The organism is Streptomyces sp. NPDC048825, assembly GCF_043198355.1.
Classification (GTDB): domain Bacteria; phylum Actinomycetota; class Actinomycetes; order Streptomycetales; family Streptomycetaceae; genus Streptomyces; species Streptomyces xiangluensis.
In genome coordinates, this window is record NZ_JBICUR010000019.1 from 168,894 (window position 1) to 189,963 (window position 21,070).

General features: G+C 71.0%; 16 protein-coding genes. 9 read left to right on the forward strand and 7 right to left on the reverse strand.

The features are described 5' to 3' along the window. Nucleotides 1-51: 51 nt before the first annotated feature. Together ACGFNK_RS36460 and ACGFNK_RS36465 are read left to right on the forward strand one after the other, a co-directional pair. Complete coding sequence (locus ACGFNK_RS36460; RefSeq protein ID WP_393422942.1) at nt 52-675, forward strand: LysE family translocator; 624 nt, start codon at nt 52-54, stop codon at nt 673-675. A 131-nt stretch (nt 676-806) separates the two neighbouring features. Further along, entirely contained in the window at nt 807-1,724 is a 918-nt protein-coding gene (locus ACGFNK_RS36465; protein WP_393422944.1) for an aminoglycoside phosphotransferase family protein, read from the forward strand. Nucleotides 1,725-1,858: 134 nt separating this feature from the next. On the opposite strand, the gene treZ is transcribed toward ACGFNK_RS36465, so the two are convergent. Next, nucleotides 1,859-3,604, reverse strand: coding sequence for a malto-oligosyltrehalose trehalohydrolase (gene treZ, locus ACGFNK_RS36470; RefSeq protein WP_393422946.1), 1,746 nt, complete (start codon nt 3,602-3,604; stop codon nt 1,859-1,861). Nucleotides 3,605-3,801: 197 nt separating this feature from the next. Here treZ and ACGFNK_RS36475 point away from each other — a divergent pair, with 197 nt between their 5' ends. Together ACGFNK_RS36475 and ACGFNK_RS36480 are read left to right on the forward strand one after the other, a co-directional pair. Further along, nucleotides 3,802-4,356, forward strand: coding sequence for an FHA domain-containing protein (locus ACGFNK_RS36475; protein WP_388676797.1), 555 nt, complete (start codon nt 3,802-3,804; stop codon nt 4,354-4,356). A 194-nt stretch (nt 4,357-4,550) separates the two neighbouring features. Further along, nucleotides 4,551-5,879: a M14 family zinc carboxypeptidase gene (locus ACGFNK_RS36480; RefSeq protein WP_393423006.1), complete on the forward strand. Its 1,329-nt coding sequence runs from the start codon at nt 4,551-4,553 to the stop codon at nt 5,877-5,879. Nucleotides 5,880-5,890: 11 nt separating this feature from the next. On the opposite strand, the gene ACGFNK_RS36485 is transcribed toward ACGFNK_RS36480, so the two are convergent. The 3 genes from ACGFNK_RS36485 to glgX all read right to left on the reverse strand — a co-directional run bounded on the left by ACGFNK_RS36485 (nt 5,891) and on the right by glgX (nt 11,988). Continuing rightward, nucleotides 5,891-7,141 (reverse strand): M14 family zinc carboxypeptidase, encoded by a 1,251-nt coding sequence (locus ACGFNK_RS36485; protein WP_393422948.1) that lies wholly within the window; start codon nt 7,139-7,141, stop codon nt 5,891-5,893. 103 nt (nt 7,142-7,244) lie between these two features. Continuing rightward, nucleotides 7,245-9,635 (reverse strand): malto-oligosyltrehalose synthase, encoded by a 2,391-nt coding sequence (gene treY, locus ACGFNK_RS36490; protein ID WP_393422950.1) that lies wholly within the window; start codon nt 9,633-9,635, stop codon nt 7,245-7,247. Nucleotides 9,636-9,870: 235 nt separating this feature from the next. Further along, a complete protein-coding gene (glgX, locus tag ACGFNK_RS36495) occupies nt 9,871-11,988 on the reverse strand; it encodes a glycogen debranching protein GlgX (protein WP_393422952.1) in 2,118 nt (705 codons plus the stop codon). Between the two features lie 181 nt (nt 11,989-12,169). Between glgX and ACGFNK_RS36500 the strand changes: the two genes are divergently transcribed. The 4 genes from ACGFNK_RS36500 (at nt 12,170) to ACGFNK_RS36515 (ending at nt 16,562) form a co-directional block, all read left to right on the forward strand. Further along, the gene (locus ACGFNK_RS36500) at nt 12,170-13,009 is read left to right on the forward strand and encodes a Tat pathway signal sequence domain protein (RefSeq protein ID WP_393422954.1); all 840 of its coding nucleotides are present in this window, start codon (nt 12,170-12,172) and stop codon (nt 13,007-13,009) included. A 56-nt stretch (nt 13,010-13,065) separates the two neighbouring features. After that, nucleotides 13,066-14,382 carry a copper amine oxidase gene (locus ACGFNK_RS36505; RefSeq protein ID WP_393422956.1) on the forward strand — a complete coding sequence of 439 codons (1,317 nt, stop codon included), beginning with the start codon at nt 13,066-13,068 and terminating at the stop codon, nt 14,380-14,382. 102 nt (nt 14,383-14,484) lie between these two features. Then, a complete protein-coding gene (locus tag ACGFNK_RS36510) occupies nt 14,485-15,717 on the forward strand; it encodes an SAV2148 family HEPN domain-containing protein (RefSeq protein ID WP_393423008.1) in 1,233 nt (410 codons plus the stop codon). 122 nt (nt 15,718-15,839) lie between these two features. Next, on the forward strand, nt 15,840-16,562 hold the full coding sequence (locus ACGFNK_RS36515; RefSeq protein ID WP_393422958.1) for a 3'-5' exonuclease: 723 nt from the start codon (nt 15,840-15,842) through the stop codon (nt 16,560-16,562). A 103-nt stretch (nt 16,563-16,665) separates the two neighbouring features. Here the strand turns inward: ACGFNK_RS36515 and ACGFNK_RS36520 are convergent, their stop codons facing one another. The 3 genes from ACGFNK_RS36520 to ACGFNK_RS36530 all read right to left on the reverse strand — a co-directional run bounded on the left by ACGFNK_RS36520 (nt 16,666) and on the right by ACGFNK_RS36530 (nt 20,079). Beyond that, a complete protein-coding gene (locus ACGFNK_RS36520; protein WP_393422960.1) occupies nt 16,666-18,459 on the reverse strand; it encodes a protein kinase in 1,794 nt (597 codons plus the stop codon). A gap of 142 nt (nt 18,460-18,601) precedes the next feature. Then, the gene (locus ACGFNK_RS36525; RefSeq protein WP_393422962.1) at nt 18,602-19,144 is read right to left on the reverse strand and encodes a YbaK/EbsC family protein; all 543 of its coding nucleotides are present in this window, start codon (nt 19,142-19,144) and stop codon (nt 18,602-18,604) included. Continuing rightward, nucleotides 19,093-20,079 (reverse strand): DMT family transporter, encoded by a 987-nt coding sequence (locus ACGFNK_RS36530; RefSeq protein ID WP_393422964.1) that lies wholly within the window; start codon nt 20,077-20,079, stop codon nt 19,093-19,095. The genes ACGFNK_RS36525 and ACGFNK_RS36530 overlap by 52 nt, the downstream gene beginning before the upstream one ends. An 80-nt stretch (nt 20,080-20,159) precedes the next feature. Between ACGFNK_RS36530 and ACGFNK_RS36535 the strand changes: the two genes are divergently transcribed. After that, nucleotides 20,160-21,065: a LysR family transcriptional regulator gene (locus tag ACGFNK_RS36535; protein WP_393422966.1), complete on the forward strand. Its 906-nt coding sequence runs from the start codon at nt 20,160-20,162 to the stop codon at nt 21,063-21,065. Nucleotides 21,066-21,070: the final 5 nt, after the last annotated feature.

Consider the following 21,070-nt stretch of genomic DNA (forward strand, 5'->3'; position numbering starts at 1 on the left):
GGCCCGGGAAAAGAACTGGCCCCGCACCCGCCCGCAGGCGACGATGGCCCCATGCTCAGCACCCTGCTCGCCTTCCTCGGCGCCTGTCTGCTCATCGCCGCCTCGCCCGGTCCGAGCACCGTACTGATCATCAAGCAGTCGATCCGCAGCAGACGTTCCGGCTTTCTGACCGTGCTCGGCAACGAAACCGGTGTCTTCCTCTGGGGGATCTTCGCGGCGTTCGGGTTGACGGCGCTGCTGGCGGCATCGGAAGTGGCGTACGACGTGATGCGCATCGTCGGCGCCGTAGTGCTCGTCGTCTTCGGTGTGCAGACGCTGTGGCAGGCGCGGCACGCCAAGGGCGCGGCGGACGCGGATGGAGCGGAAGCCGTCGAGAAGAGCGGCTGGTCCTCCTACCGGGGCGGGCTCCTGCTCAATCTCGCCAACCCGAAGGCGGCCATCTTCGCCATGTCCTTCCTCCCGCAATTCGTGCCGGAGGGAGCGCCGCATCTGCCCGCCATGGTGGGGCTCGCCGCACTCTGGGCGGTCTTCGAGGTCGGCTACTACGGCCTGTACGTGTGGTTCGTGGGCCGGATGAAGACGGTGCTGTCCCGTGCAGGGGTGCGGCGCAGGCTGGACCAGGTCTCCGGAGGCGTACTGCTGCTTCTGGGGGCGCGGCTGGCGCTGGAGAGCTGATTCCGTCGTCGGGTGGCTGCCCCGGAAAGTGCTGTTCACCGGCTCGCGTCGCCCCCGCTGTCCGGGCAGGATGCTGACCGTAGCCCTTTTGACCTACGGAGACCGGGACACCGAACGGCGACGGCACGACCATGACCCAGGCAACGACACCCACCGCGGACACCGTGCGACGCCTCGTCCGCTCCCTGCTCCCGGACGGCGGCAGATCCGATATCCGGCCCGTCGGCACGGGCGCGGAGCCCGCCACCTGGTACGTCGGCACGCGCCATGTGCTGCGCCTCGCCCCGGACCGCGAGGCCTCCGTACGCCAGCGGCGCGAGCTGCGCCTGCGGGACGTGGTCCGCCCGCACCTGCCGGTCGCCGTCCCGGCGAGCATCGCGCACGGCGAGTGGGCGAGCGGTCTGACATACACGCTCGACACCCTGATTCCCGGCGGCTCCGGCGAGCGGCACGACGTCTCCGCCGTGGGGGAGGCCGATCTGGCGGGGCTGCTCACAGGGCTGCGCGAAGTGCCCGTACGCCAGGCCGAGGCCCTCGGGGTCCCCCGTGCCGCGCCCCGTTCCCTGGAGGGGCTGCGGGCCGCCGCCGCACGGGCCGCCGAACAGCTGGGCGCGGCCGACGAGTTCGACGCCGCGCGGCTCCACCAGCTCACCGAGCCCGCCGCCGTCCAGCTCGGGGCGCAGTCCGGGGCCGCCGTTCTCGTCCACCACGGCCTTACCGGGGATCGTCTCGTGGTGAGCGCCGACGGGCGCGTACGCGGCGTCCTCGGCTGGGCCGACGCCTTGGCCGGCGACCCCGCGGAGGACATCGCCGGTCTCGCCCGCGCCGTCGGCGCCCCCGCCGCCGTCCGCGCGGCGACCCTCGCCGGATACGGCGCCCGACCCTGCCTGCGCGGCCTGTGGCTGGCCCGCTGCGACGCCCTGATCCGCCTCGCCGACCGCCTCCGGGGACACGGCAGCGACCCGCTGCCGCCGCTGCGCTCCCAGCTGGACCGCGCGTGGGAGGCGATCCTCCTCGAACGGGTCACGGAGCTACGGGACGAGGCCTGACCGCTCCGGCGTCAGCACACACTCCCGTCGGCATCACTGATCACTCGTGCGTCAGTGTCGGTGATCCCTGCCGCGTGAGCGCCACGGATCACTCCCGCGTCAGCGCTCACCACCGCGTAAGCAGCAGTACCGCATCACTCCTGCGTCAGCACCACGCACGACTCGCCCGGCAGGCTCAACAGCCCGTCCGCGCCCGGCACTTCGACCGGCTCCCATGCCGCCAGCACGCGCACATGAGCGGTGCCGAGGGGGATCGACGCGGTCTCCTTGCCGAGGTTCACGGCCACCCGGACGTCACCCCGGCGGAACGCCAGCCAGCGGCCCTCCTCGTCGTAGGCGACCTTGACGTCCGAGAGGTCGGGGTCCGTGAGGTCCGCCTGGTCGTGCCGGAGGGCGATGAGTTCTCGGTACCAGGCGAGCACGCGCGCGTGGGGCTCGTTCTCCGGCTCGGACCAGTCCAGGCAGGAGCGGTCCCGGGTCGCCGGGTCCTGCGGGTCCGGGACGTCCTCCTCGGCCCAGCCGTGCGCCGCGAACTCCCGCCGCCTGCCCCGGCGTACGGCCTCGGCCAGCTCCGGATCCGTGTGGTCGGTGAAGAACTGCCAGGGCGTGCCCGCCGCCCACTCCTCGCCCATGAACAGCATCGGCGTGAACGGCCCGGCGAGCGTCAGCGCCGCCGCGCAGGCCAGCAGACCGGGGGAGAGGGTGGCGGAGAGCCGGTCGCCCTGGGCGCGGTTGCCGACCTGGTCATGGGTCTGTGAGTAGCCGAGAAGGCGGTGTGAGGAGACGCGCGTACGGTCCAGGGGGCGGCCGTGACGCCGGCCGCGGAAGCTGGAGTATGTGCCGTCGTGGAAGAAGCCGCCCGTGAGCGTTTTCGCGACGGCCGCGAGCGGGGCCCGGGCGAAGTCCTCGTAGTAGCCCTGCGACTCACCGGTCAGCGTGGTGTGCAGGGCGTGGTGGAAGTCGTCGTTCCACTGCGCGTGCAGACCGAGCCCGTTCTCCTTGCGGGCCGTGATCAGCCGCGGATCGGCCAGATCGGACTCGGCGACGAGGAACAGCGGCCGGTCCAGGTCGACGGAGAGCGCGTCCACGGAGGCCGACAGCTCCTCGAGGAAGTGGTAGGCGCGGGTGTCACGCAGCGCGTGCACGGCGTCGAGCCGCAGCCCGTCGATCCGGTAGTCGCGCAACCAGGCCAGGGCGCTGCCCAGCAGATACGCGCGCACCTCGTCCGAACCGGGCGCGTCCAGGTTGACCGCCGCACCCCACGGCGTGTGGTGCGTGTCGGTCAAGTACGGGCCGAACGCGGGCAGATGGTTGCCGGACGGGCCGAAATGGTTGTGCACGACGTCCAGGACGACACCGAGCCGGAGCTCGTGCGCCCGGTCGACAAATCGTTTCAGCGCCTCGGGGCCGCCGTACGGCTCGTGCACCGCCCACAGCGAGACCCCCTCGTACCCCCAGCCGTGCTGCCCCGGGAACGGGCACAGCGGCATCAACTCGACGTGCGTGACGCCCAGTTCCGCGAGATGCCCGAGCCGCTCGGCAGCCGCGTCCAGGGTGCCCTCGCGCGTGTACGTGCCCACATGCAGCTCGTACAGCACCGCGCCCGGCAGCCCGCGTCCGGCCCACTCGGCGCGCCACGTGTACCGCTCGTGATCGACCACCGCGCTCAGCCCGTCGGGCCCGTCGGGCTGCCGCAGCGAGCGCGGATCGGGCCGTACGGGTCCGTCGTCCACCGCGAACCCGTACCGCGTGCCGTGCTCGGCCTCCGCCTCACCCGTCCACCACCCCGCGTGGTCCGGATCGCGCTCCATCGTCTGTGTGCCGCCCGCGCAGTGGAGCGTCATACGGCCGGCCTGTGGTGCCCACACCTCGAACTGCACGGACGCTTCTCCCTCGTCTGCTCACCGTGATCTCGCCGGTCCCATGGTGCTTCACACGAGATCAGCGCGCGGCTGAAACCGCTCGAACGAAGGATTGAACCCGCGTCGGTCGCAGTACCGAACCAGAGCCGAACCAGAGGTGTCCCAAGTTCCTCGTTTTCTGGACACCTTGGCGCCGCTGACCGACAATCACCAGCGTGACGTCGTCTTTCGAGTTCCACACCTATCCCGCCGCGCGGCTGTCGGACGCCGAGCGCGACAGGGCGTTGAGTGTGCTCCGAGAGGGTGCCGTCCTGGGCCGGATCTCCCACAACACGTTCGTCCAGCGGATGGAACTCGCGCTCGCCGCCCGCACCTCCGACGAACTCGCCGCGCTCACCGCCGATCTGCGCACGGAGAGCCGATTCTCGCGTCTGCTGTTCGGCGCCGTGGAGTCGGTCTCGGGCTTCACCGTACGGCTGCGCAGGGCCTGGCAGGCCGAGAAGCTCCCCAAGTTGCTGCTGCCCCGCCCCGACAGCCCGTACCCGCTGCGTATCGGCCGGGACCCGGCCAGCGGACTCAGGCTCAGCCACGAGACGGTCTCCCGTGTGCACGCCGAACTCACCCGCCAGGGCGGTCTGTGGGTGCTGCGCGACCTCGGCTCGACCAACGGCACCGCCGTGAACGGGCGGCGCGTGATCGGTGCGGCCGTGGTCCAGGCCGGCGATCAGATCAGCTTCGGTCGCATGACGTTCCGGCTCGCCACGGACTGACGCCTCCTGCCCGGTGGGCGGAACCGTCGCCTCCGGGCCACGGCCCGCGAAGGGCCGGACATCCTGCTCGTACGGCGGTGTTGACGTACCCGCGCGATCGTGACTCACTGTGCGTACACCATCCACAGCAAGTGAACCGACGGCTACTTCGCAGCGGAGGTAAGACCCTGCCGCAACTCCTCCGCTACCCGTCCGTGGACGAGCTGCACGTCCGGGCGGCGGCGCTCGTCCAGCGTCACCCGAAGGACGCCCGGCTGCGCCGGGTGGGCACCTCACGTGCCGGGCTCCCGATGTGGCTGCTGTCTGTCGGACACGGCAGCCGTCAGGCCCTCGTCGTCGCGGGCCCGCACGCCAACGAGCCCGTGGGCGGCGCCACCGCCCTGCGCCTTGCCGAACGGGCGCTGGCCGACCCCCGGCTGCGCGAGGGCGCCGACGCGACCTGGAACCTGCTGCTGTGCCTCGACCCGGACGGTGCGCGCCGCAACGAGGGCTGGCTGTCCGGGCCGTACACACTCGGCCACTACTTCCGCCACTTCTTCAGACCCGGCTTCCGTGAGCAGCCCGAGTGGCTGCCCGACGGCGCGGACGGCGCCGCCCTGCCGGAGACCCGCGCCCTGCTCGACCTCCAGGACGAACTGCGGCCCTTCTTCCAGTGCTCCCTGCACGGCGTCGACGTGGGCGGCGGCTTCGTCGAGCTGACCCGCGAACTGCCCGGCCTCGCCCCCCGCCTCGCCCACACCGCGGCCCGGCTGGGCATCCCCCTCGAACTCGGGCCGTACGACACGCTGTACTGGCCCACCCTGGGGCCCGCCGTCTACCGCATCCCGCCCCCGCGGCGCGCGGACCTGGCCGCCGCCATCACGGAGGCGGCGGTGGAATCCACCTGGTTCCACCCGCACCGGTACGGCACGCTGACCGCGGTCGTCGAGGCCCCCATGTGGGGCGTACGGGCCGTGGAGGACGCCTCGCCGTCCGCCGACGCCGACGGGGCGCTGAGGGCCGTGAGCCGCACGCTGCGCCGCGACACCCGGCTTCTTCAGGCGCTGCTGACGCGGATCCGCCCCGGCCTCGGCACGGCAGCGGACACGGCCTCCCTGCTCTCACCGGTCGACGACTACTTACTGGTCTGCCCCGGCCTGGCCGACTCCTGGGACCCCGACACGGAAGCCGACGACGGCACGCATCCCCTGCCGCCGCTCGACACCGCCCGGCTGACCGCCCTGCGCATCTCCGCGCGGCGGATAGCGCTGCGTACGGCGGGTCTGCTGCACCAGCTCGTGACCCGCGCCGGACACGACCCGTCCGGCGCGCTGCCGGACCTCGACCGGCTGATCGACGCGTGGTGCGCGGACTACCACGACGGGTACCAGGCGCGCTGGATTCCCGTCGCGCGACAGGTCGAGTACCAGGCGCGGGTGGTGCTCCACGCCTTCGAACTGGCGGGCCGTCGGGCGCCGCTGTCGCGCCCTGGCGCCAGTGCGATCGGCACGCCTCCCGCCAAGGCCGAAGTGCCGTTCGAGTAGGCGGCGCGGGCTTACTCCGCGCGTTCCCGTGCGTGGTGTGCCGCCGCCACGACCGTACGGCTCTGGTGCTCGACCTGGTGCTCCAGTGGCACCCAGCGGGCGCGGAAGCGTTCGGCGAAGGCCTCGCTCCAGGAGGCGACGAGGTGCTCCAGGTGCGGTGCCGCCCGGTCGTCGGCCTTCTGGAGGACGCGCAGCAGCATCGCGGCGGCCCGCAGCGGGAGCCGGCGGCCGAAGGCGTCCACGCTGCCGACGTACGCCATCGTCGTGTCCGCCGGAGGATGGTGGGCCCAGTCGCCGGCCAGCCCCGGCACCAGCTCCAGGGCCCACTTCGTGGCACGCAGCAGCGGCCCGTCGGGGCCCGGCAGGCGGGGCAGGGCCTCGGTCAGGACGCCCTCCACCTGGAGCGAGTCCCGCAGCAGCCGGCGCGCCAGATGCCGCATCGCCGCATCCGGCGCGGGATGCGGCGCAGGGTCGTCCACGAGGTCGCTGGCCCACATCGGTACCTCGACGACCGCGGTCAGACCGCCGTACCGGTGGGCGTGGTACCAGGTGCTGTGCCGGACGTCGTCCGGGATGCTCGGGTACGGCGCGTCCGAGCCCGGCTCGGGCATCACATGCACCCCGGGCCCGGAGGCAGGCCAGCCCGCCGCGTCCGAGGCCCCTGTCTCCACCGGAATGTGCAGCTCGGCCGCTGACTTGGCGAACGGCTCCGCCAGCCCCGGCACAGCCTTCGTCAACTGCACCCAGCTGCCGCCCAGATCGGTCCCATGGAGCGTCGCTTGGAGATAGGGACGCAGCTCGTCGATGACCCTCGTGAGGGCACGCGTCTCGGGCGGCAGCCGATCGGGCGGCAGCACGGACGGCGACCACTCCGGCTGCTCGGGTCCGGCGGGGCGGAAGAACCCCAGGTGATAGTCGAACAGCGTCCGCGGCGCCGGGGTCACATGAAGACTAGCCCCGTCCGGATCCGCACACAGCAGAAAGTGCCATGACGTGTCGGCCCGCAACTTCCGCTCGTACAACACCCGTTCGGCCAGTGCCAGCAGAGTGGAACCCCCGGTGGGCTCATTGGCATGAGCCCCCGCGACCACCAGCACGGCCCGCTCGGCATGCCCCAGCGACAGCAGATGCAGCGGTCGCCCCGCCCGCGAGACCCCGACCTGCTCAAGGGAACACAGCCATGGCCGCTGAGCCGCCAACGCCCGGGCGGACGCGACGATTTCGGTCACACTGGGGTAGCGCAGCTCCGTCAGGAGACTCACCCCCGTCTTGGACGCCCGGCGTCGCCATCCGCAGTACTCCACGGACTGGATGAACTGTCAAGGAGGTGGCCTCAGGCGTACGGATGTATGCACGGCGCCGACCTCAGGCACGCGAGCCCTCGGGTTCACCTACCCTCTCCAGGAGCACCACGGGCAACCGCTCGAAAAGCTTCTCCACGCGCGCGTGCCCCGTGAACTCCCGCCCCGGAGTGAGCCGATCGGCCCACCGGCCTGCGGGCAGTGGCAGCACCGTGTCGCGCCAGCCGCCCGCCTCCTCCAGGCGCAGGGACAGGCGGGTGACGGCGGTGATCGCCTCCCCGGAGCGTACGAAGGCCACGCAGTGGGCGGCGGCCGGGCCCTCCGCGTCGAGCGGGGTGTACGTCGCCGACTCGCCGAAGACAGCGGGGCGTTCGCTGCGCAGTCGCAGCGCGGTCGCGGTCAGCGCGGCCTTCTCGGCGGACAGGCCGTCCGACTCCTTCGGCGGGAAGTGGGCCGAGCGCCGGTTGTCCGGGTCCACGAGTGCCCGGTACTCGACCTCCGTGCCCTGGTAGACGTCCGGCACGCCCGGCATCGTCAGATGGACGAGGGCGGCCCCGAGGACGTTCGCCCGCACATGTGGCTCCAGGACGGCCCTGAACTCGGCTGCACGCCGCCCGGGCGGCCCGCAGGGCCCCGCCCTGAGGAACGCGGCGACAGAGGCCTCGTACGCGGGATCCTGCTCCGTCCACGAGGTGAACAGGCCGGCCTCCCGGACGTGCTTCAACAAGGCGCCCTGGAGCCGGTCCTCGGCCGCGGGCCCGAGACCGACCGCCGTCTGCCACGCCGCCCACGCCACCTGGGGATCCGGCGCGCCCACCCCGTCGACCGCCGTCTGCCCGGTCACTTCGGCCAGCAGGTCGGCCCAGCGCAGAGGGCACTGGGTGAGTACGGAGATCGCCGCCCGCACGTCGGCGCTGCGCTTGGTGTCGTGGGTGGACAGCGCGGTGCCTGTGGCGGGCCAGTCGCGCTGCACACGCGCGCAGTACGCGTGGAAGTCCTCCGGGGGCACGGCGGGGTACTCCGGCTCGCCGCCCACCTCGTTCGCCGAGAGGACGGGTACGTACCGGTAGAACGCCGTGTCCTCCATGGACTTGGCCCGCAGCGCCGACGCGGTCTGCGCGAACCGGGCCCGGAACCCCTCGCGCCCGGGCCCGTCACCGCTCCGGCCGAGCACCAGGTCCCGTACGACGTCCACCGCGTGGGCCTCCTCCGGCACAGTGAAGGCCCCCTGCGCCTCGTGTGCGGCCTCCTCGGTGACGACCGCGGCGGCGTCCCCGGAGGCGTACGGCCGGTAGACCTGGAGACGTACGAGGAGTTCGCGCAGGGCGGTGCCCAGGGCCCAGGGGGCGTGGTCGCGCAGCGCCGGGTCCGGGGACGTACGGCACAGGCGGTCGGCCTCGCGGGTCAGGCGGTCGATCTCGGTGGCCAGCTCGTGATGGACGACCTTGTACGCGGCCCGCCGCACCGTCGCCTCCCAGACGCCGCCACGGTCGGCCTGCGGCGCCGCGAACCGCCGGTACTGGCCGAGGAGTTCGCCCGCGCCCGCCGGGTCCGTGAACAGGCCGTCGATGTGCCGCAGCGCGTCATAGCCGGTGGTGCCCGCGACCGGCCAGGCGGCGGGCAGCGGTTCGCCCTCCGCGAGGATCTTCTCGACCACCGTCCAGCGCCCGCCGGTCGCCTCGTGGAGCTGCTGGAGGTACGCGTCAGGGTCCGCGAGGCCGTCGGGGTGGTCGATCCGCAGCCCGTCGACCACACCCTCGTCCAGCAGCTGAAGGATCTTCGCGTGGGTGGCGTCGAATACCTCCGGGTCCTCGACCCGTACCCCGATGAGCTCCGAAATGCTGAAGAAGCGGCGGTAGTTGAGCTCGGTGCGGGCCAGCCGCCACCACCCCAGGCGGTACCACTGCGCGTCCAGGAGCCGGGGCAGTGGCAGCTCCTCCGTGCCGGCCCGCAAGGGGAACGCGTGTTCGTGATAGTGCAGCACGTTGCCGTCGACCTCCAGGTGGCCGAGCTCCGTGCCGAGCCGCCCCCCGAGCACCGGCAGCAGCACCCGGCCGTCCTGGGCCTCCCAGTCGATGTCGAACCAGCGCGCGCAGGGCGAGTCCGGGCCCTCGCGCAGCACCTCCCAGAGGGCGCGGTTGTGCCGCGGGACCATCGCCATGTGGTTCGGCACGATGTCCACCACGAGCCCCAGGCCGTGGTCCCGCGCGGTGCGCGACAGGGAGCGCAGGCCCTCCTCGCCGCCCAGTTCGTCCCGCACGCGCGCGTGGTCCACCACGTCATAGCCGTGCAGCGACCCCGGCACGGCCTCCAGCACCGGCGACAGGTGCAGATGCGAGACGCCGAGCGAGGCCAGATAGGGCACGGCCGCCGCGGCGGCCCCGAACGGGAACTCCGGCTGCAGCTGAAGCCGGTACGTGGCGGTCGGAGCCGGTTCGTGACGCACAGGTGTCATGGCAACCTACGTACCCGCAAGTGAGCCTTTCGTGTCATAGACACGCGCAGAGGCGACTTTCTGAAAGCCCGGGGCGGTACCGCGCCCCTAAGGAGGCCGCATGCCTCTTAGGGGTGCGGGGCTGTGACGTGTGCCGCTCCGCCGCGATGGGGCCCCCGCTCGAGCGCAGCCGAGAGTGGGGGAGCGGCCAGCCACACACGGCCCGCAGCTTGCCCACCGCATTCCAGTGGAGCGTTCACGCGGGCCGCTGCAACACCATGACGCTCCGGTCGACGAGCGTCAGGCGATCCCCCGCCTGCACCTTCGCCCCCGTCCCCGGAGGCACCGCTTCAGCCCGCGCCGTGTCGACGACGATCTGCCACTGCTTACCGTGATCGACCGGCACCACGAACTCCGTGGTCTTCGGCGAGCCGTTGAACATCAGCAGGAACGAGTCGTCGGTGATCCGCTCCCCGCGCGGCCCCGGCTCGGAGATCGCGTTGCCGTTGAGGAAGACGGACAGTGCGCGCGCCTGTGTGGAGTTCCAGTCGCGCTGGGTCATCTCCTCGCCCGCCGGGGTGAACCAGGCGATGTCGGACAGCTCGTCGTGCGTGCCCTGCACGGGCCGGCCGTGGAAGAACCGGCGCCGCCGGAAGACGGGGTGCTCACGACGCAGCCACACCATCGCGCGGGTGAACGCGAGCAGCTCGCCGCCGTCCGAAGGGTTGTCGGGCCACGGCACCCAGGCCAGTTCGTTGTCCTGGCAGTACGCGTTGTTGTTGCCGCCCTGCGTACGCGCGAACTCGTCGCCGTGGCTGAGCATCGGCACGCCCTGGGAGAGCATCAGCGTCGCGATGAAGTTCCGCATCTGCCGCGCCCGCAGCTCCAGGATCTCCGGGTCGTCACTCTCGCCCTCGACCCCGCAGTTCCAGGACCGGTTGTGGCTCTCGCCGTCGCGGTTGTCCTCGCCGTTCGCCGCGTTGTGCTTGTCGTTGTACGACACCATGTCGTGCAGCGTGAAGCCGTCGTGGCAGGTCACGAAGTTGATCGAGGCGAGCGGGCGCCGGCCGTCGTCCTGGTAGAGATCCGAGGACCCCGTCAGCCGGGACGCGAACTCCGCGAGCGTGCGCGGCTCGCCCCGCCACAGGTCCCGCACGGTGTCGCGGTACTTGCCGTTCCACTCGGTCCACAGTGGCGGGAAATTGCCCACCTGGTAGCCGCCCTCGCCGACGTCCCACGGCTCGGCGATCAGCTTCACCTGGGAGACCACCGGGTCCTGCTGCACCAGGTCGAAGAACGACGACAGCCGGTCCACCTCGTGGAACTGCCGGGCGAGCGTCGCCGCGAGGTCGAAGCGGAAGCCGTCGACGTGCATCTCGGTGACCCAGTAGCGCAGTGAGTCCATGATCAGCTGGAGCACGTGCGGGGAGCGCATCAGCAGGGAGTTGCCCGTGCCCGTGGTGTCCATGTAGTAGCGGGGATCGTCCGTCAGCCGGTAGTACGAGGCGTTGTCGAGGCCCCTGAAGGACAACGTCGGACCCAGGTGGTTGCCCTCCGCCGTGTGGTTGTAGACGACGTCCAGAATGACCTCTATACCCGCTTCGTGCAGCGCGCGTACAGCCGACTTGAACTCCAGGACCTGCTGTCCGCGGTCGCCCCAGGAGGCGTACGCGTTGTGCGGGGCGAAGAAACCGATCGTGTTGTAGCCCCAGTAATTGTTCAGGCCCATGTCGACCAGACGGTGGTCGTTCACGAACTGGTGGACCGGCATCAGCTCCAGCGCCGTGACCCCCAGCTCCGTGAGGTGCTCGATGATCGCGGGATGCGCCAGCGCCGCGTACGTGCCGCGCAGCTCGTCCGGCAGCGCCGGATGGCGCATGGTCAGGCCCTTCACATGGGCCTCGTAGAGCACCGTTTCGTGGTACTCGGTGCGCGGGAGCCGGTCGTCGCCCCAGTCGAAGTACGGGTTGACCACCACCGAGGACATCGTGTGGGGAGCCGAGTCGAGATCATTGCGCTTGTTCGGCGACCCGAAGTGATAGCCGTACACCTCCTCGCCCCAGTCGATGCTGCCGCTGATGGCACGTGCGTACGGATCGAGCAGCAGCTTTGCGGAATTGCAGCGCTGTCCGCGTTCGGGCGCGTACGGACCGTGCACACGAAAGCCGTAGCGCTGCCCCGGCATGATGCCGGGCAGGTACGCGTGCCGCACGAAGGCGTCGGTCTCCCGCAGCTCTATCGCCGTCTCCGAACCGTCGTCATGGAGCAGACACAGCTCGATTCGGTCGGCAGCCTCCGAGAAGACCGCGAAATTGGTACCGGCGCCGTCATACGTGGCACCGAGTGGGTACGCCTGTCCAGGCCAGACCTGCATGGATACGACTCTTCCAGTTGTGCGACGTCGCGTGGGGCGACTCCGGCCCGAGTCTCCCCGAAAGTGATGGAACCACCTATGACTTACGTCCCTCTTACTGACTGACCAGTGCATACGTGGTGCGTATGCCGACCAGTGGGGCTCAAGGGATTCCTAGAGATACAGGGGAGCAGGGGGAAATGTGCGCAAGATAGTGCACCGCCATCTTGGCAAGGTGGTCGCGGGGGCGGGTATCGCGGTGGCCACGACCGCCGTGATGGTGGCCGTCACACTGCCGGGTTCGGCGGGGGCCGACGACTCCGGCAGCGGCGCGGGGGCCGCCGGCCAGAGCGGCCAGCAGGCGGGTCAGGGGGGCCAGCAGGCGGGCCAGGAGCAGGGTCAGGCCGCCGTGCAGCCGGGTGTCGTCGAGGAGGCCCCGGCGGCGGAGGGTGACACCGGTGAGGGGCGCGATCCGCTGACCGAGGACGAGACCGAGCGGGTCGAGCAGCTCGCCCTGGACCGGCAGCTGCAGCGCTCCAGCGAGAACGTCGAGGGCAAGCGCGGCCCGCAGCGGCTCAGCGTCGACCTCGCCGAGCCCGAGGCGGACGAGCTGGACGACGCGAACGCGCCCCGCCGCGCCGACGTGACGTTCTACGACTACGAGGACGACACGCTCGTCACCAAGACCGTCAACCTCGACACCGGGAAGGTCGAGCGTACGGACACCCAGCGAGGCGTCCAGCCGTCCATCAGCCGCGCCGAGATGATCGAGGCCGCCGAGCTCCTGATCGCCGACCCGCTCGGCTCCGGCCTGAAGGCCGACTACAAGGACGCCACCGGCAAGGAACTCACCTCGCCCGACCAGCTGATGCTCAACGGCATGGTCTACCGCGGGACCTCGGGCGCCCAGCCCGCCGCGATCGCCGACTGCGGGGACGAACGCTGCGTACGGCTGTTCCCGAAGGTCAAGAACGGGCCCTGGATCGACGCCCGTGACGTGGTGATCGACCTGAGCACCCGCAAGGTCGGCAAGCTCGGCTGAGCCGCCCTCCGTTCACTTTCCGAACTTACCTGCCTTCCGCAAGGAGTCATTTCTTCATGCGCGTGAACAGAATCAGCCGTGCCCGCAACCGGGCGGCGGTGGGCCTCTCGGTGGCCGCACTCGCCGTCGGTGTGACGACGGCCGCGGGACCCGCCGTCGCCCAGCAGAAGGCCGCCCCGGCGGCGGCCGCCGACTGCAGCGCGGCGTACAGGATCGAGCAGAAGCTCTCCACCGGCACCACATGGCGGATGTGCTGGCGGTACGACACCAACGCCGGGCTCGTCCTGGAGAAGATCTCGTACCAGCCCAAGGGCGAGGCCCAGCCGATCAAGGTCCTCACCAGCGCCAAGCTCGCCCAGATCCACGTCCCCTACGACGACGGCTCCGTCGAGTACGACGACCTGACGGGCTTCGGTTTCGCCCAGGGCCTGATGAACCTGGCGCCGGCCGAGTGTCCCGGCGGCACCATCAAGACCGTGAAGGTCCCGGACGGGGACCCGGCGAACCCCAACGTGAAGGGCCTGTGCACCACGACCCGTTCCCGTGGCCACGCCTACCGCATGCAGGCCGACACGGGGAACCGGGTCTACCAGGCCCAGGGCAAGGACCTGCTCGTCTACACCGTCAACCAGGTCGGCTGGTACGAGTACATGACCGAGTGGCGCTTCCAGGACGACGGCACCGTCAACATGAACGTCGGTGCCACCGGCAGCCTCGCGCCCGAGGACTACGACGCGGGCGACGGCCGCGGCTGGCCCATCGGCAAGGGCGCCAGCGACTACGCCACCAGCCACAGCCACAACGTCTTCTGGCGGCTCAACTTCGGCCTGGACGGCTCCACGAAGAACAAGGTCGAGCAGTACGACTCGGTGGTCAGCCCGCCGGCCCAGGGCGGCGAGGCGCCGCGCAACAAGACGACGCGTACCAAGGTCACCAAGGAACTCGCCGGTGACGCCAAGAACATGCGCTGGTGGCGGGTCGTCAGCGACACCGGCAAGAACAAGGACAACCACGCACGCTCGTACGAGATCGTCCCGGGAGCGACCTCCAAGTACCCCGGCCGCGGCTACACCAAGCACGACATCTACTTCACCGATTACAAGAAGTGCGAGCAGTTCGCCAGCAACAACCCGCGCAACTGCGGTACCGGAGGCGGTAAGTCCGTCGACAAGTGGGTCAACGGACAGTCCCTGACCCGTCCGATCGTCTGGATGAACGTCGGCTTCCACCACGTCGCCCGGGACGAGGACCAGCAGCCCATGCCGGTCCACTGGCAGGGCTTCTCCATCGCCCCGCGCGACGTCACGGCTATGAATCCGCTCACTCCGCCCGCGCTCGCCGATCAGAACGGGCATGTGGAAAACGGTCGTTGAGAAACGACCTGTCCATCCGGCTGCACCGTCGACCGCTCCCGGAGTACCCTTCCTTGATCGTTGGCTGGGGGAGTGCTCGGGGGAGCGGAAGGCGGTGCGCGGGTGGGCTCGGGAGGGCGGGAGTTGCCTTCTGGTGACGTAGGTCACGAGGGGAACTCCACGGATGCCCCGCCCGGGGCGGTGTCTCTGGCGCGGCCGATGGAAATCGGTGCGGAGCTGGACTGGGGCGCCGACGCCTGGGGCGAGGTGCGTACGCGCGCCCAGAGGGCCGGACGCGCCTACATCTGGCTGAACCTGGTCGAACAGCGGCTGCGCGCGGTCGTGGCCGCTGTTCTGCGCCCCATCTACGAACCCATGCACGGCGAGGACGACTGGGTGGTCGCCGCCGCCGGACCCGCCGGCCAGGAGTGGGTGCAGCGCGCGGTCGCGGTACGCGAAGTCAGCCGCCGCAAGGGCTACTTGCTCGACCCGGCCGACGACAACGTCCTCAGCTTCCTCACACTGCCGCAGTTGCGCGAGCTGATGGTGCAGCACTGGCCGTGCTTCGAGCCGTACTTCGACGAGCGCCGGGACGTCGAACTCGCCCTGGACGAACTGGAAGTCACCCGGAACGTCGTATCCCGCAACCGCGCCCTGTCCGAGGCGGTTCTGGCCCAGGCCGAGCGCGCCTCGGCGAGACTCCTGGAGATACTCGGGGCGGGCAGCGATGTGCCGTCCGCGCGGCGGCTGCCCGTCGACGCCGTCGAGAACCTCGTCGGTGACCGTTACGCGGACGTGGTGGCCGTGCACCCCGACCGGGTGCGGCTGATGCGGCAGTTCCCCGCCGAGGACATCTTCGGCAGTGCCCGCCGCCTCGACGCCATCGGCATCGGCCTGAACCTCTTGGTGCAGAACTTCTCCGGACGGCGGCTCGTACGCCTTGCCGAATCCGGCTGCCGGGTGCGGCTGCTGTTCCTGAACCCCGCGTCCAGCGCCGTGAAGCGGCGGGAGCGCGAACTCGGCATCAAGCGCGGCGAGTTGAGCCGCTCCGTCGAGATGAACATCCTCCATATGCGGCGCGTGAGGTCCCGGCTGCGGGATCCCGGCGCCTTCCAGATCCAGGTCTACGACGAGACGCCCCGCTTCACCGCGTACCTCGTCGACGGGGACGGCTCGGACGGCATAGCGGTCGTCCAGTCGTATCTGCGCCGGACGCGGGGGATGGAGGCGCCGGTGCTCGTACTGCGCGGTGGCGGACGCGTGGTCAAAGCGGAGGACACCGGCGAAGAGGGACTTTTCGGTACGTATCGCGAGGAGTTCGAGGTGGCCTGGGCGGATTCGCGGCCTGTGTCCTGACAACTCCCGTGACCGGTAGGCGCAGTGGTGGCGGTAAGCGGAACGCGGTCCTCTGATTGTCAGTGGCCCATGGGATCGTGGAGGTCACTGGGGGGAACGCACCACGAAGAAGGGGGCCCGGCATGGGCTGGCACGGCGAGCTGCTGATCGGCTTCGACCTGGAGACGACCGGGACGGATCCGCGCGAGGCGCGCATCGTCACGGGAGCGGTGATCGAGGTCAGGGGCGGAGAGCCGATCGGGCACCGCGAGTGGCTGGCCGATCCGGGAGTAGAGATTCCGGCGGACGCGGTGGCAGTGCACGGCATCACCAACGAACGGGCAGCCGCGGAGGGCCGCCCGGCCGACGAAGTGGCCGATGCCATCGCCTCGGTACTCGTCTCGTACTGGAAGACGGGCGTACCGGTCGTGGCGTACAACGCGGCCTTCGACCTGACCCTCCTCTCCGCCGAACTGCGCCGCCACGACCTGCCCTCACTGCGCGAGCGGCTCGACGGCCTCGCCCCTGCACCGGTCATCGACCCGTACACCATCGACCGCTCCGTGGACCGCTACCGCCGAGGCAAACGCAACCTCGAAGCCGTCTGCGCGGAGTACGGAGTCGCACTCGACTCCGCCCACGACGCCTCGGCGGACGCCCTGGCCGCGGCCCGCCTCGCCGGAGCCATAGCCGGCCGCCACCCCAAGGTCGCGGCCCTCGGCCCGGCGGAGCTGCACCGCCGCCAGATCGAGTGGTACGCCGAGTGGGCGGCCGACTTCCAGACCTTCCTGCGCCGCAAGGGCGACGCGACCGCGGTGGTGGACGGGACGTGGCCACTGCGGGACCTGGCGGACGAACGGGTCTGAGGGCGCGCCGACCGCAGGGCCACGCACGGGACGCGGTGACACCGCCGCCCCGGCGCGGCCGTCATGTCCGGCGTCGGCGCGACGGGTCACGGGGTCGGGGACGTCACTCCGTGCTGCGCAGCGCGACCCAGGTCTCGCGGCCCACGACGCCGTCGGCGGCCAGTTCCTTACCGCTTTGGAAACTTCGCACCGCGGACTCCGTGCCGGGGCCGAAGTCGCCGTCCACGCCGGTGTTCCCCACGCTGTATCCGCGCTTCGTCAGCATGCACTGCACCTGCTGCACGCGTTTGCCGCTGTCCCCCTGGCGTGTGCGTCCGTTGCCGGAGTAGTGCGTGCAGTCGGAGATCCAAGGCGGGGTTGCGGGCTCGGAAGACGGGCTGCTCGGGGGCGGAGTGGTGTCAGTGGGGGCACTGGTCTCGGCGCCGGGAGCAGAAGGATCGTTTCGCCGGCCGTCGTCGGCGGTGCTGGAGACCTCAGGACGCGAGGCGTCGAGGCCATTGCCCGACGCCCCATTGCCGGACGCACCGTTGCCGGGCACACCCGGGGCAGACGTCCCGTCCGAGAGCCCCGGCGCCGGCGAGGCGTCGGTATCGCCGGGTGCGGTGCCGACGGCGGTCGTCGCACCGGCTCCCGGAGACGAAGCGTTTGGGTCGCTGTCCTGACGGGTGAGCATGAAGACTCCCGCCGCCACCGCGCACAGGGTGATGCCCGCGGCGCCGGCCAGCACCGGCTTCCTCCGTGCCCAAGGGCGGGCTCCCGCCGGGCGTGACTGTCCCGGCGGTGTGACGTCGGAAGGAGCTGCCGCCTGTACCGGTGGTCCGGAACCGGGCGGAGTGGGCTGGGGCACCGGCTCGGAAGGGGGCCGCGGCTCCACCACCGGCCGGTCGTCCGAGGACCGCGGACGAGTCGTCTGTTCGACGGGGAGGCGGTGCAGCGCCTCGTACGCCCGCTGCCGGGCCAGCACCTTGCCGAGCAGTGGCTCGCGCCAGGTGGACGTGCCGGAGAGCGCCCCGGCCGCCGCGTCGATCAGGTCCTGCGGCGTGGGCCGCCTCTCGGGTTCCTTCGCCAGGCAGATGGACAGCAGCGAACCGAGCGCCGCGTCCGCCGCCGAGACCTTGGCCATCAGCTCCGGATTCGGCTCCTCGAACGCCACCCGGTGCATCACATCCACACCCGTGCCGTCACCGAACGGACCACGCCCCGTCGCCGCGTAGACCAGCGTTCCGGCCAGCGAAAAGACATCCGACGCCGTATCGCACCGGCCCGTCCGCAGATGCTCCGGCGACATGTAGGCCGGAGTTCCCACCCGGTTGCCCGTGCCGGTGATCGCGCTCGCGTCCGCGGCCTTCGAGAGGCCGAAGTCGATCACATGCGCGCCCCGCACGGACAGCAGAACGTTGGACGGCTTCAGGTCCCGGTGCACGATCCCCGCGGCGGCGAGGTCGGCAAGCGCGTGCCCCAGTTCCTTCACCAGACGCCAGACCGTGGCCGTCTCCAGGGCGCCGTCCTCACGTATGGCATCGGCCAGATCGAGTCCCGGGACGTACTCGGTGGCAATCCACAGCAGTTCGTCCTGGAAGCCCGTGCCGCATAATCGCGGCGTGCGCGGCGTACGGACCCGGGCGTGCACCGACGCCTCATGCTTGAACCGGCGGCGGAACTGGGCGTCCTCCGCGTACTCAGGCCTGATCACCTTCACCGCGACCAGGCCGGGGCCGTCGTCCGCAGGACGAGCCAGATAGACCCGCCCCATGCCACCGCTGCCGAGCGTCCCCAGCGGCACATAGGGGCCGACACGGCCCGGGTCGCCGGGCCGCAGGGGTGTGGCACCGGATTCCCGCAGTGCGGCAGCCTCGTTCGTCGGTGAGTCCGGTGGCGCCGGCCGCTGTTGTGACACGTACCCCCCGAAGTGATTTCATGCGTACGTCAGTTCGCCCCCAATGGGAGAACGAGGCTAACCCCAGCACGGGCCTGCGTTCAGGCTTTCAACCACTTCTGTCACCCGGGCCACCAGGGATGGCTTGATCTGATGCTCGGATTCAGTGTGCCGGGCCAGGCGGGAGCGCGGATCCTTCAGGACTCGCGATCCGTTCCACCCGTGGCTCGGCGACACGGGCGTAGTCCTCGCCGGAAATGACCAGGGAGCGGTCGAGGCGGGCCGCGTTGAAATAGAGCCTCGGCTGCTCCACGACGTCCGGGTCCGCGACGAGTTCGAGGTCGGGATCGAAGCTGAAGGGGAGGACGGTGCCGGGTACGGCACGGGCCAGGCGCTCGGCGGTGACCGCGTCGCTGAAGCCGGCGTAGCGGGCGGCATAGAGCGCGCGGACGGCGGCCAGGTCCACGCGGCGGTCTCCGGGGACGACCGCGAGGACGTGGCGCGTGGTCCGCCGATCGACCTTGACTCTCAGGACGAGGCACTTCGCGGCCTCGGACATGGGGTGACCGCGCAGTGCGCTGACGGCTTCGGTGGTGCCTTCGGGCTCGTGGTCGATGAGTTCGTATGCGACGGAGGAGGTGTCGAGCAGGGTGATCAGACGCTGGTAGGTGTCGTGGGTGTGGGTGGTGGTGTGGCTGTCGGGCATGCGGGGGCCTCTTCGGTGTGGTGCGGGATCTTCGGGTTTTCTGCGCGTGGCGCGGTGCCGCGATGGGCGCGCTCCACGGCCTGCCCCCAGTACGTGCCGGTGACCATCAGGGCCGCGCCAAGCGCGGTGAGCACGGTGAAGTGCTCGCCTGCGAGACCGATGCCTACCGCGGCGGCCCAGATCGGTTCGGTGCCGAGCAGGAGGCTGGCCCGGCTGGCCGAGGTGCGCTGCACGGCCCAGGTCTGTGCGAGGAACGCGAACACGCTGCAGAACAGGGCGAGATAGAGCAGCTGCGCCCAGGCCGCGAGGCCGACGTGTGCCAGGTCCGGAAGGTCGCGGGCGGCGGGTGCCAGGAACAGGGCCGAGCCGACCAGGGTCTGAACCGCCGTCAGCTGCAGCGGACGTATCGTCCGGCCCGCGGTGAGCCGTCCGACGAGGACCACGTGCGCCGCCCGCACCACCGCGGCGCCGAGCATCAGCAGGTCACCGAGTCGCAGGGCGTGGAACCCATTGCCGGCCATGAGGAGCCCGACGGCCAGCACGCACACCCCGGCGGCGACGAAGAAGACCGGAGGCAGACCGCCACGGTGACCCGAGCGGTCCAGGAGAGGGGTGAGCACAATGGTCAGGCTGATGATCAAGCCCGCGTTGGCGGCGCTCGTGTGGGCGACGCCGTATGTCTCGATCAGCAGGACGGCCGCCTGTGTGACTCCCAGTGGCACACCGGCCCGGATCTCTTCACGGGTCCACCTACGGGGCCCTCGACGGGCGGTGGCGACGAGGCCGAGGCAGGCGAGCGCGGACAGCGCATACCGCGCGAACAGCACCACCAGAACCGGGAGCGCGGCGGCTGCTGTCTGGGCGGAGAGATAGCTCGAGCCCCAGACGAGCGCGACAAGGAGAAGTACCGCATCGGTACGGCGGGCATCAGGCACGCGCCCACCTTGCCTTTCCCGGTCCATGAAGCCCAGGCCCACATTCTTAAGCGACCCTTTAGCTTCCCTACACTGAGGCAATGGACGAACGGCAGCTGCGGATCCTGCGTGAGCTGGGCGAACTGGGCAGCGTCACTGCGGTCGCCGAGGCGCTGCTGGTGACGCCCTCGGCGATCTCGCAGCAACTGCGGCTGCTGCAACGCGCGATGCCCGTCCCGCTCACCGAACGCCAGGGGCGAAGACTGGTCCTCACCGACGCCGGGCAGGCACTGGCCGACGCGGCGATCGAGGTGGAGACGGCCCTGGCGCGGGCGCGGCACACCGTCGCCGAGTTCGTCGACCGGCCGGACGGCGAGGTGTCGGTGGCGGCCTTCCACAGCGCGGGCTCGGCGTTCTTCCCCCTGCTGCTGCGCGGCCTCGCCGCATCCGGCGGGCCACGGCCGGCCTTCGCCGACGAGGACGTCCCGCAGGCCGACTTCCCGCCGCTGACCAGGCAGTACGACCTCGTACTCGCCCACCGTCTCGAGCACGCGCCCCCGTGGCCGCGTACCGTGACCGCGACCACGCTGCTGCGCGAGCCGCTCGACGTGGCCATGCCCGCCGATCACCCGCTGGCCGTGAAGCGGCGGCTCGTTCCACGCGACGTGGCCGACCAGCCGTGGATCACCGTGCACGACGGCTTCCCGCTCATGGCCACCATCGAAGCCATCGCCACCGCCGCGGGCCGAAGGCTCCATCTCGCCCACCGCATCAACGAGTTCGCCGTCGTCGCCGAGGCAGTCGCCGCAGGCGGAGGTCTCGCCCTGATGCCCCGCTGGACCACACGCCCGCACCCCGCACTGGTCCTCAAGCCACTCACCGGCGTACGGGCCCGGCGCCACATCGACACCCTCTACCGCCCCGAGCGCACGGCACGGAAAGCCGTCCGCACGGTTCTGGCGGAGCTGCACCGGGCAGCCGACGCGATCCGACGCCAGGACCGCTGAACCTC

What these genes read in the sequence shown, in the direction of transcription:
- ACGFNK_RS36460 (WP_393422942.1), top strand. Translation starts at nt 52, where the DNA reads ATGCTCAGCACCCTGCTCGCCTTCCTCGGCGCCTGTCTGCTCATCGCC.
- ACGFNK_RS36465 (WP_393422944.1), top strand. Translation starts at nt 807, where the DNA reads ATGACCCAGGCAACGACACCCACCGCGGACACCGTGCGACGCCTCGTC.
- treY (WP_393422950.1), bottom strand. Translation starts at nt 9,635, where the DNA reads ATGACACCTGTGCGTCACGAACCGGCTCCGACCGCCACGTACCGGCTT.
- glgX (WP_393422952.1), bottom strand. Translation starts at nt 11,988, where the DNA reads ATGCAGGTCTGGCCTGGACAGGCGTACCCACTCGGTGCCACGTATGAC.
- ACGFNK_RS36505 (WP_393422956.1), top strand. Translation starts at nt 13,066, where the DNA reads ATGCGCGTGAACAGAATCAGCCGTGCCCGCAACCGGGCGGCGGTGGGC.
- ACGFNK_RS36515 (WP_393422958.1), top strand. Translation starts at nt 15,840, where the DNA reads ATGGGCTGGCACGGCGAGCTGCTGATCGGCTTCGACCTGGAGACGACC.
- ACGFNK_RS36525 (WP_393422962.1), bottom strand. Translation starts at nt 19,144, where the DNA reads ATGCCCGACAGCCACACCACCACCCACACCCACGACACCTACCAGCGT.
- ACGFNK_RS36535 (WP_393422966.1), top strand. Translation starts at nt 20,160, where the DNA reads ATGGACGAACGGCAGCTGCGGATCCTGCGTGAGCTGGGCGAACTGGGC.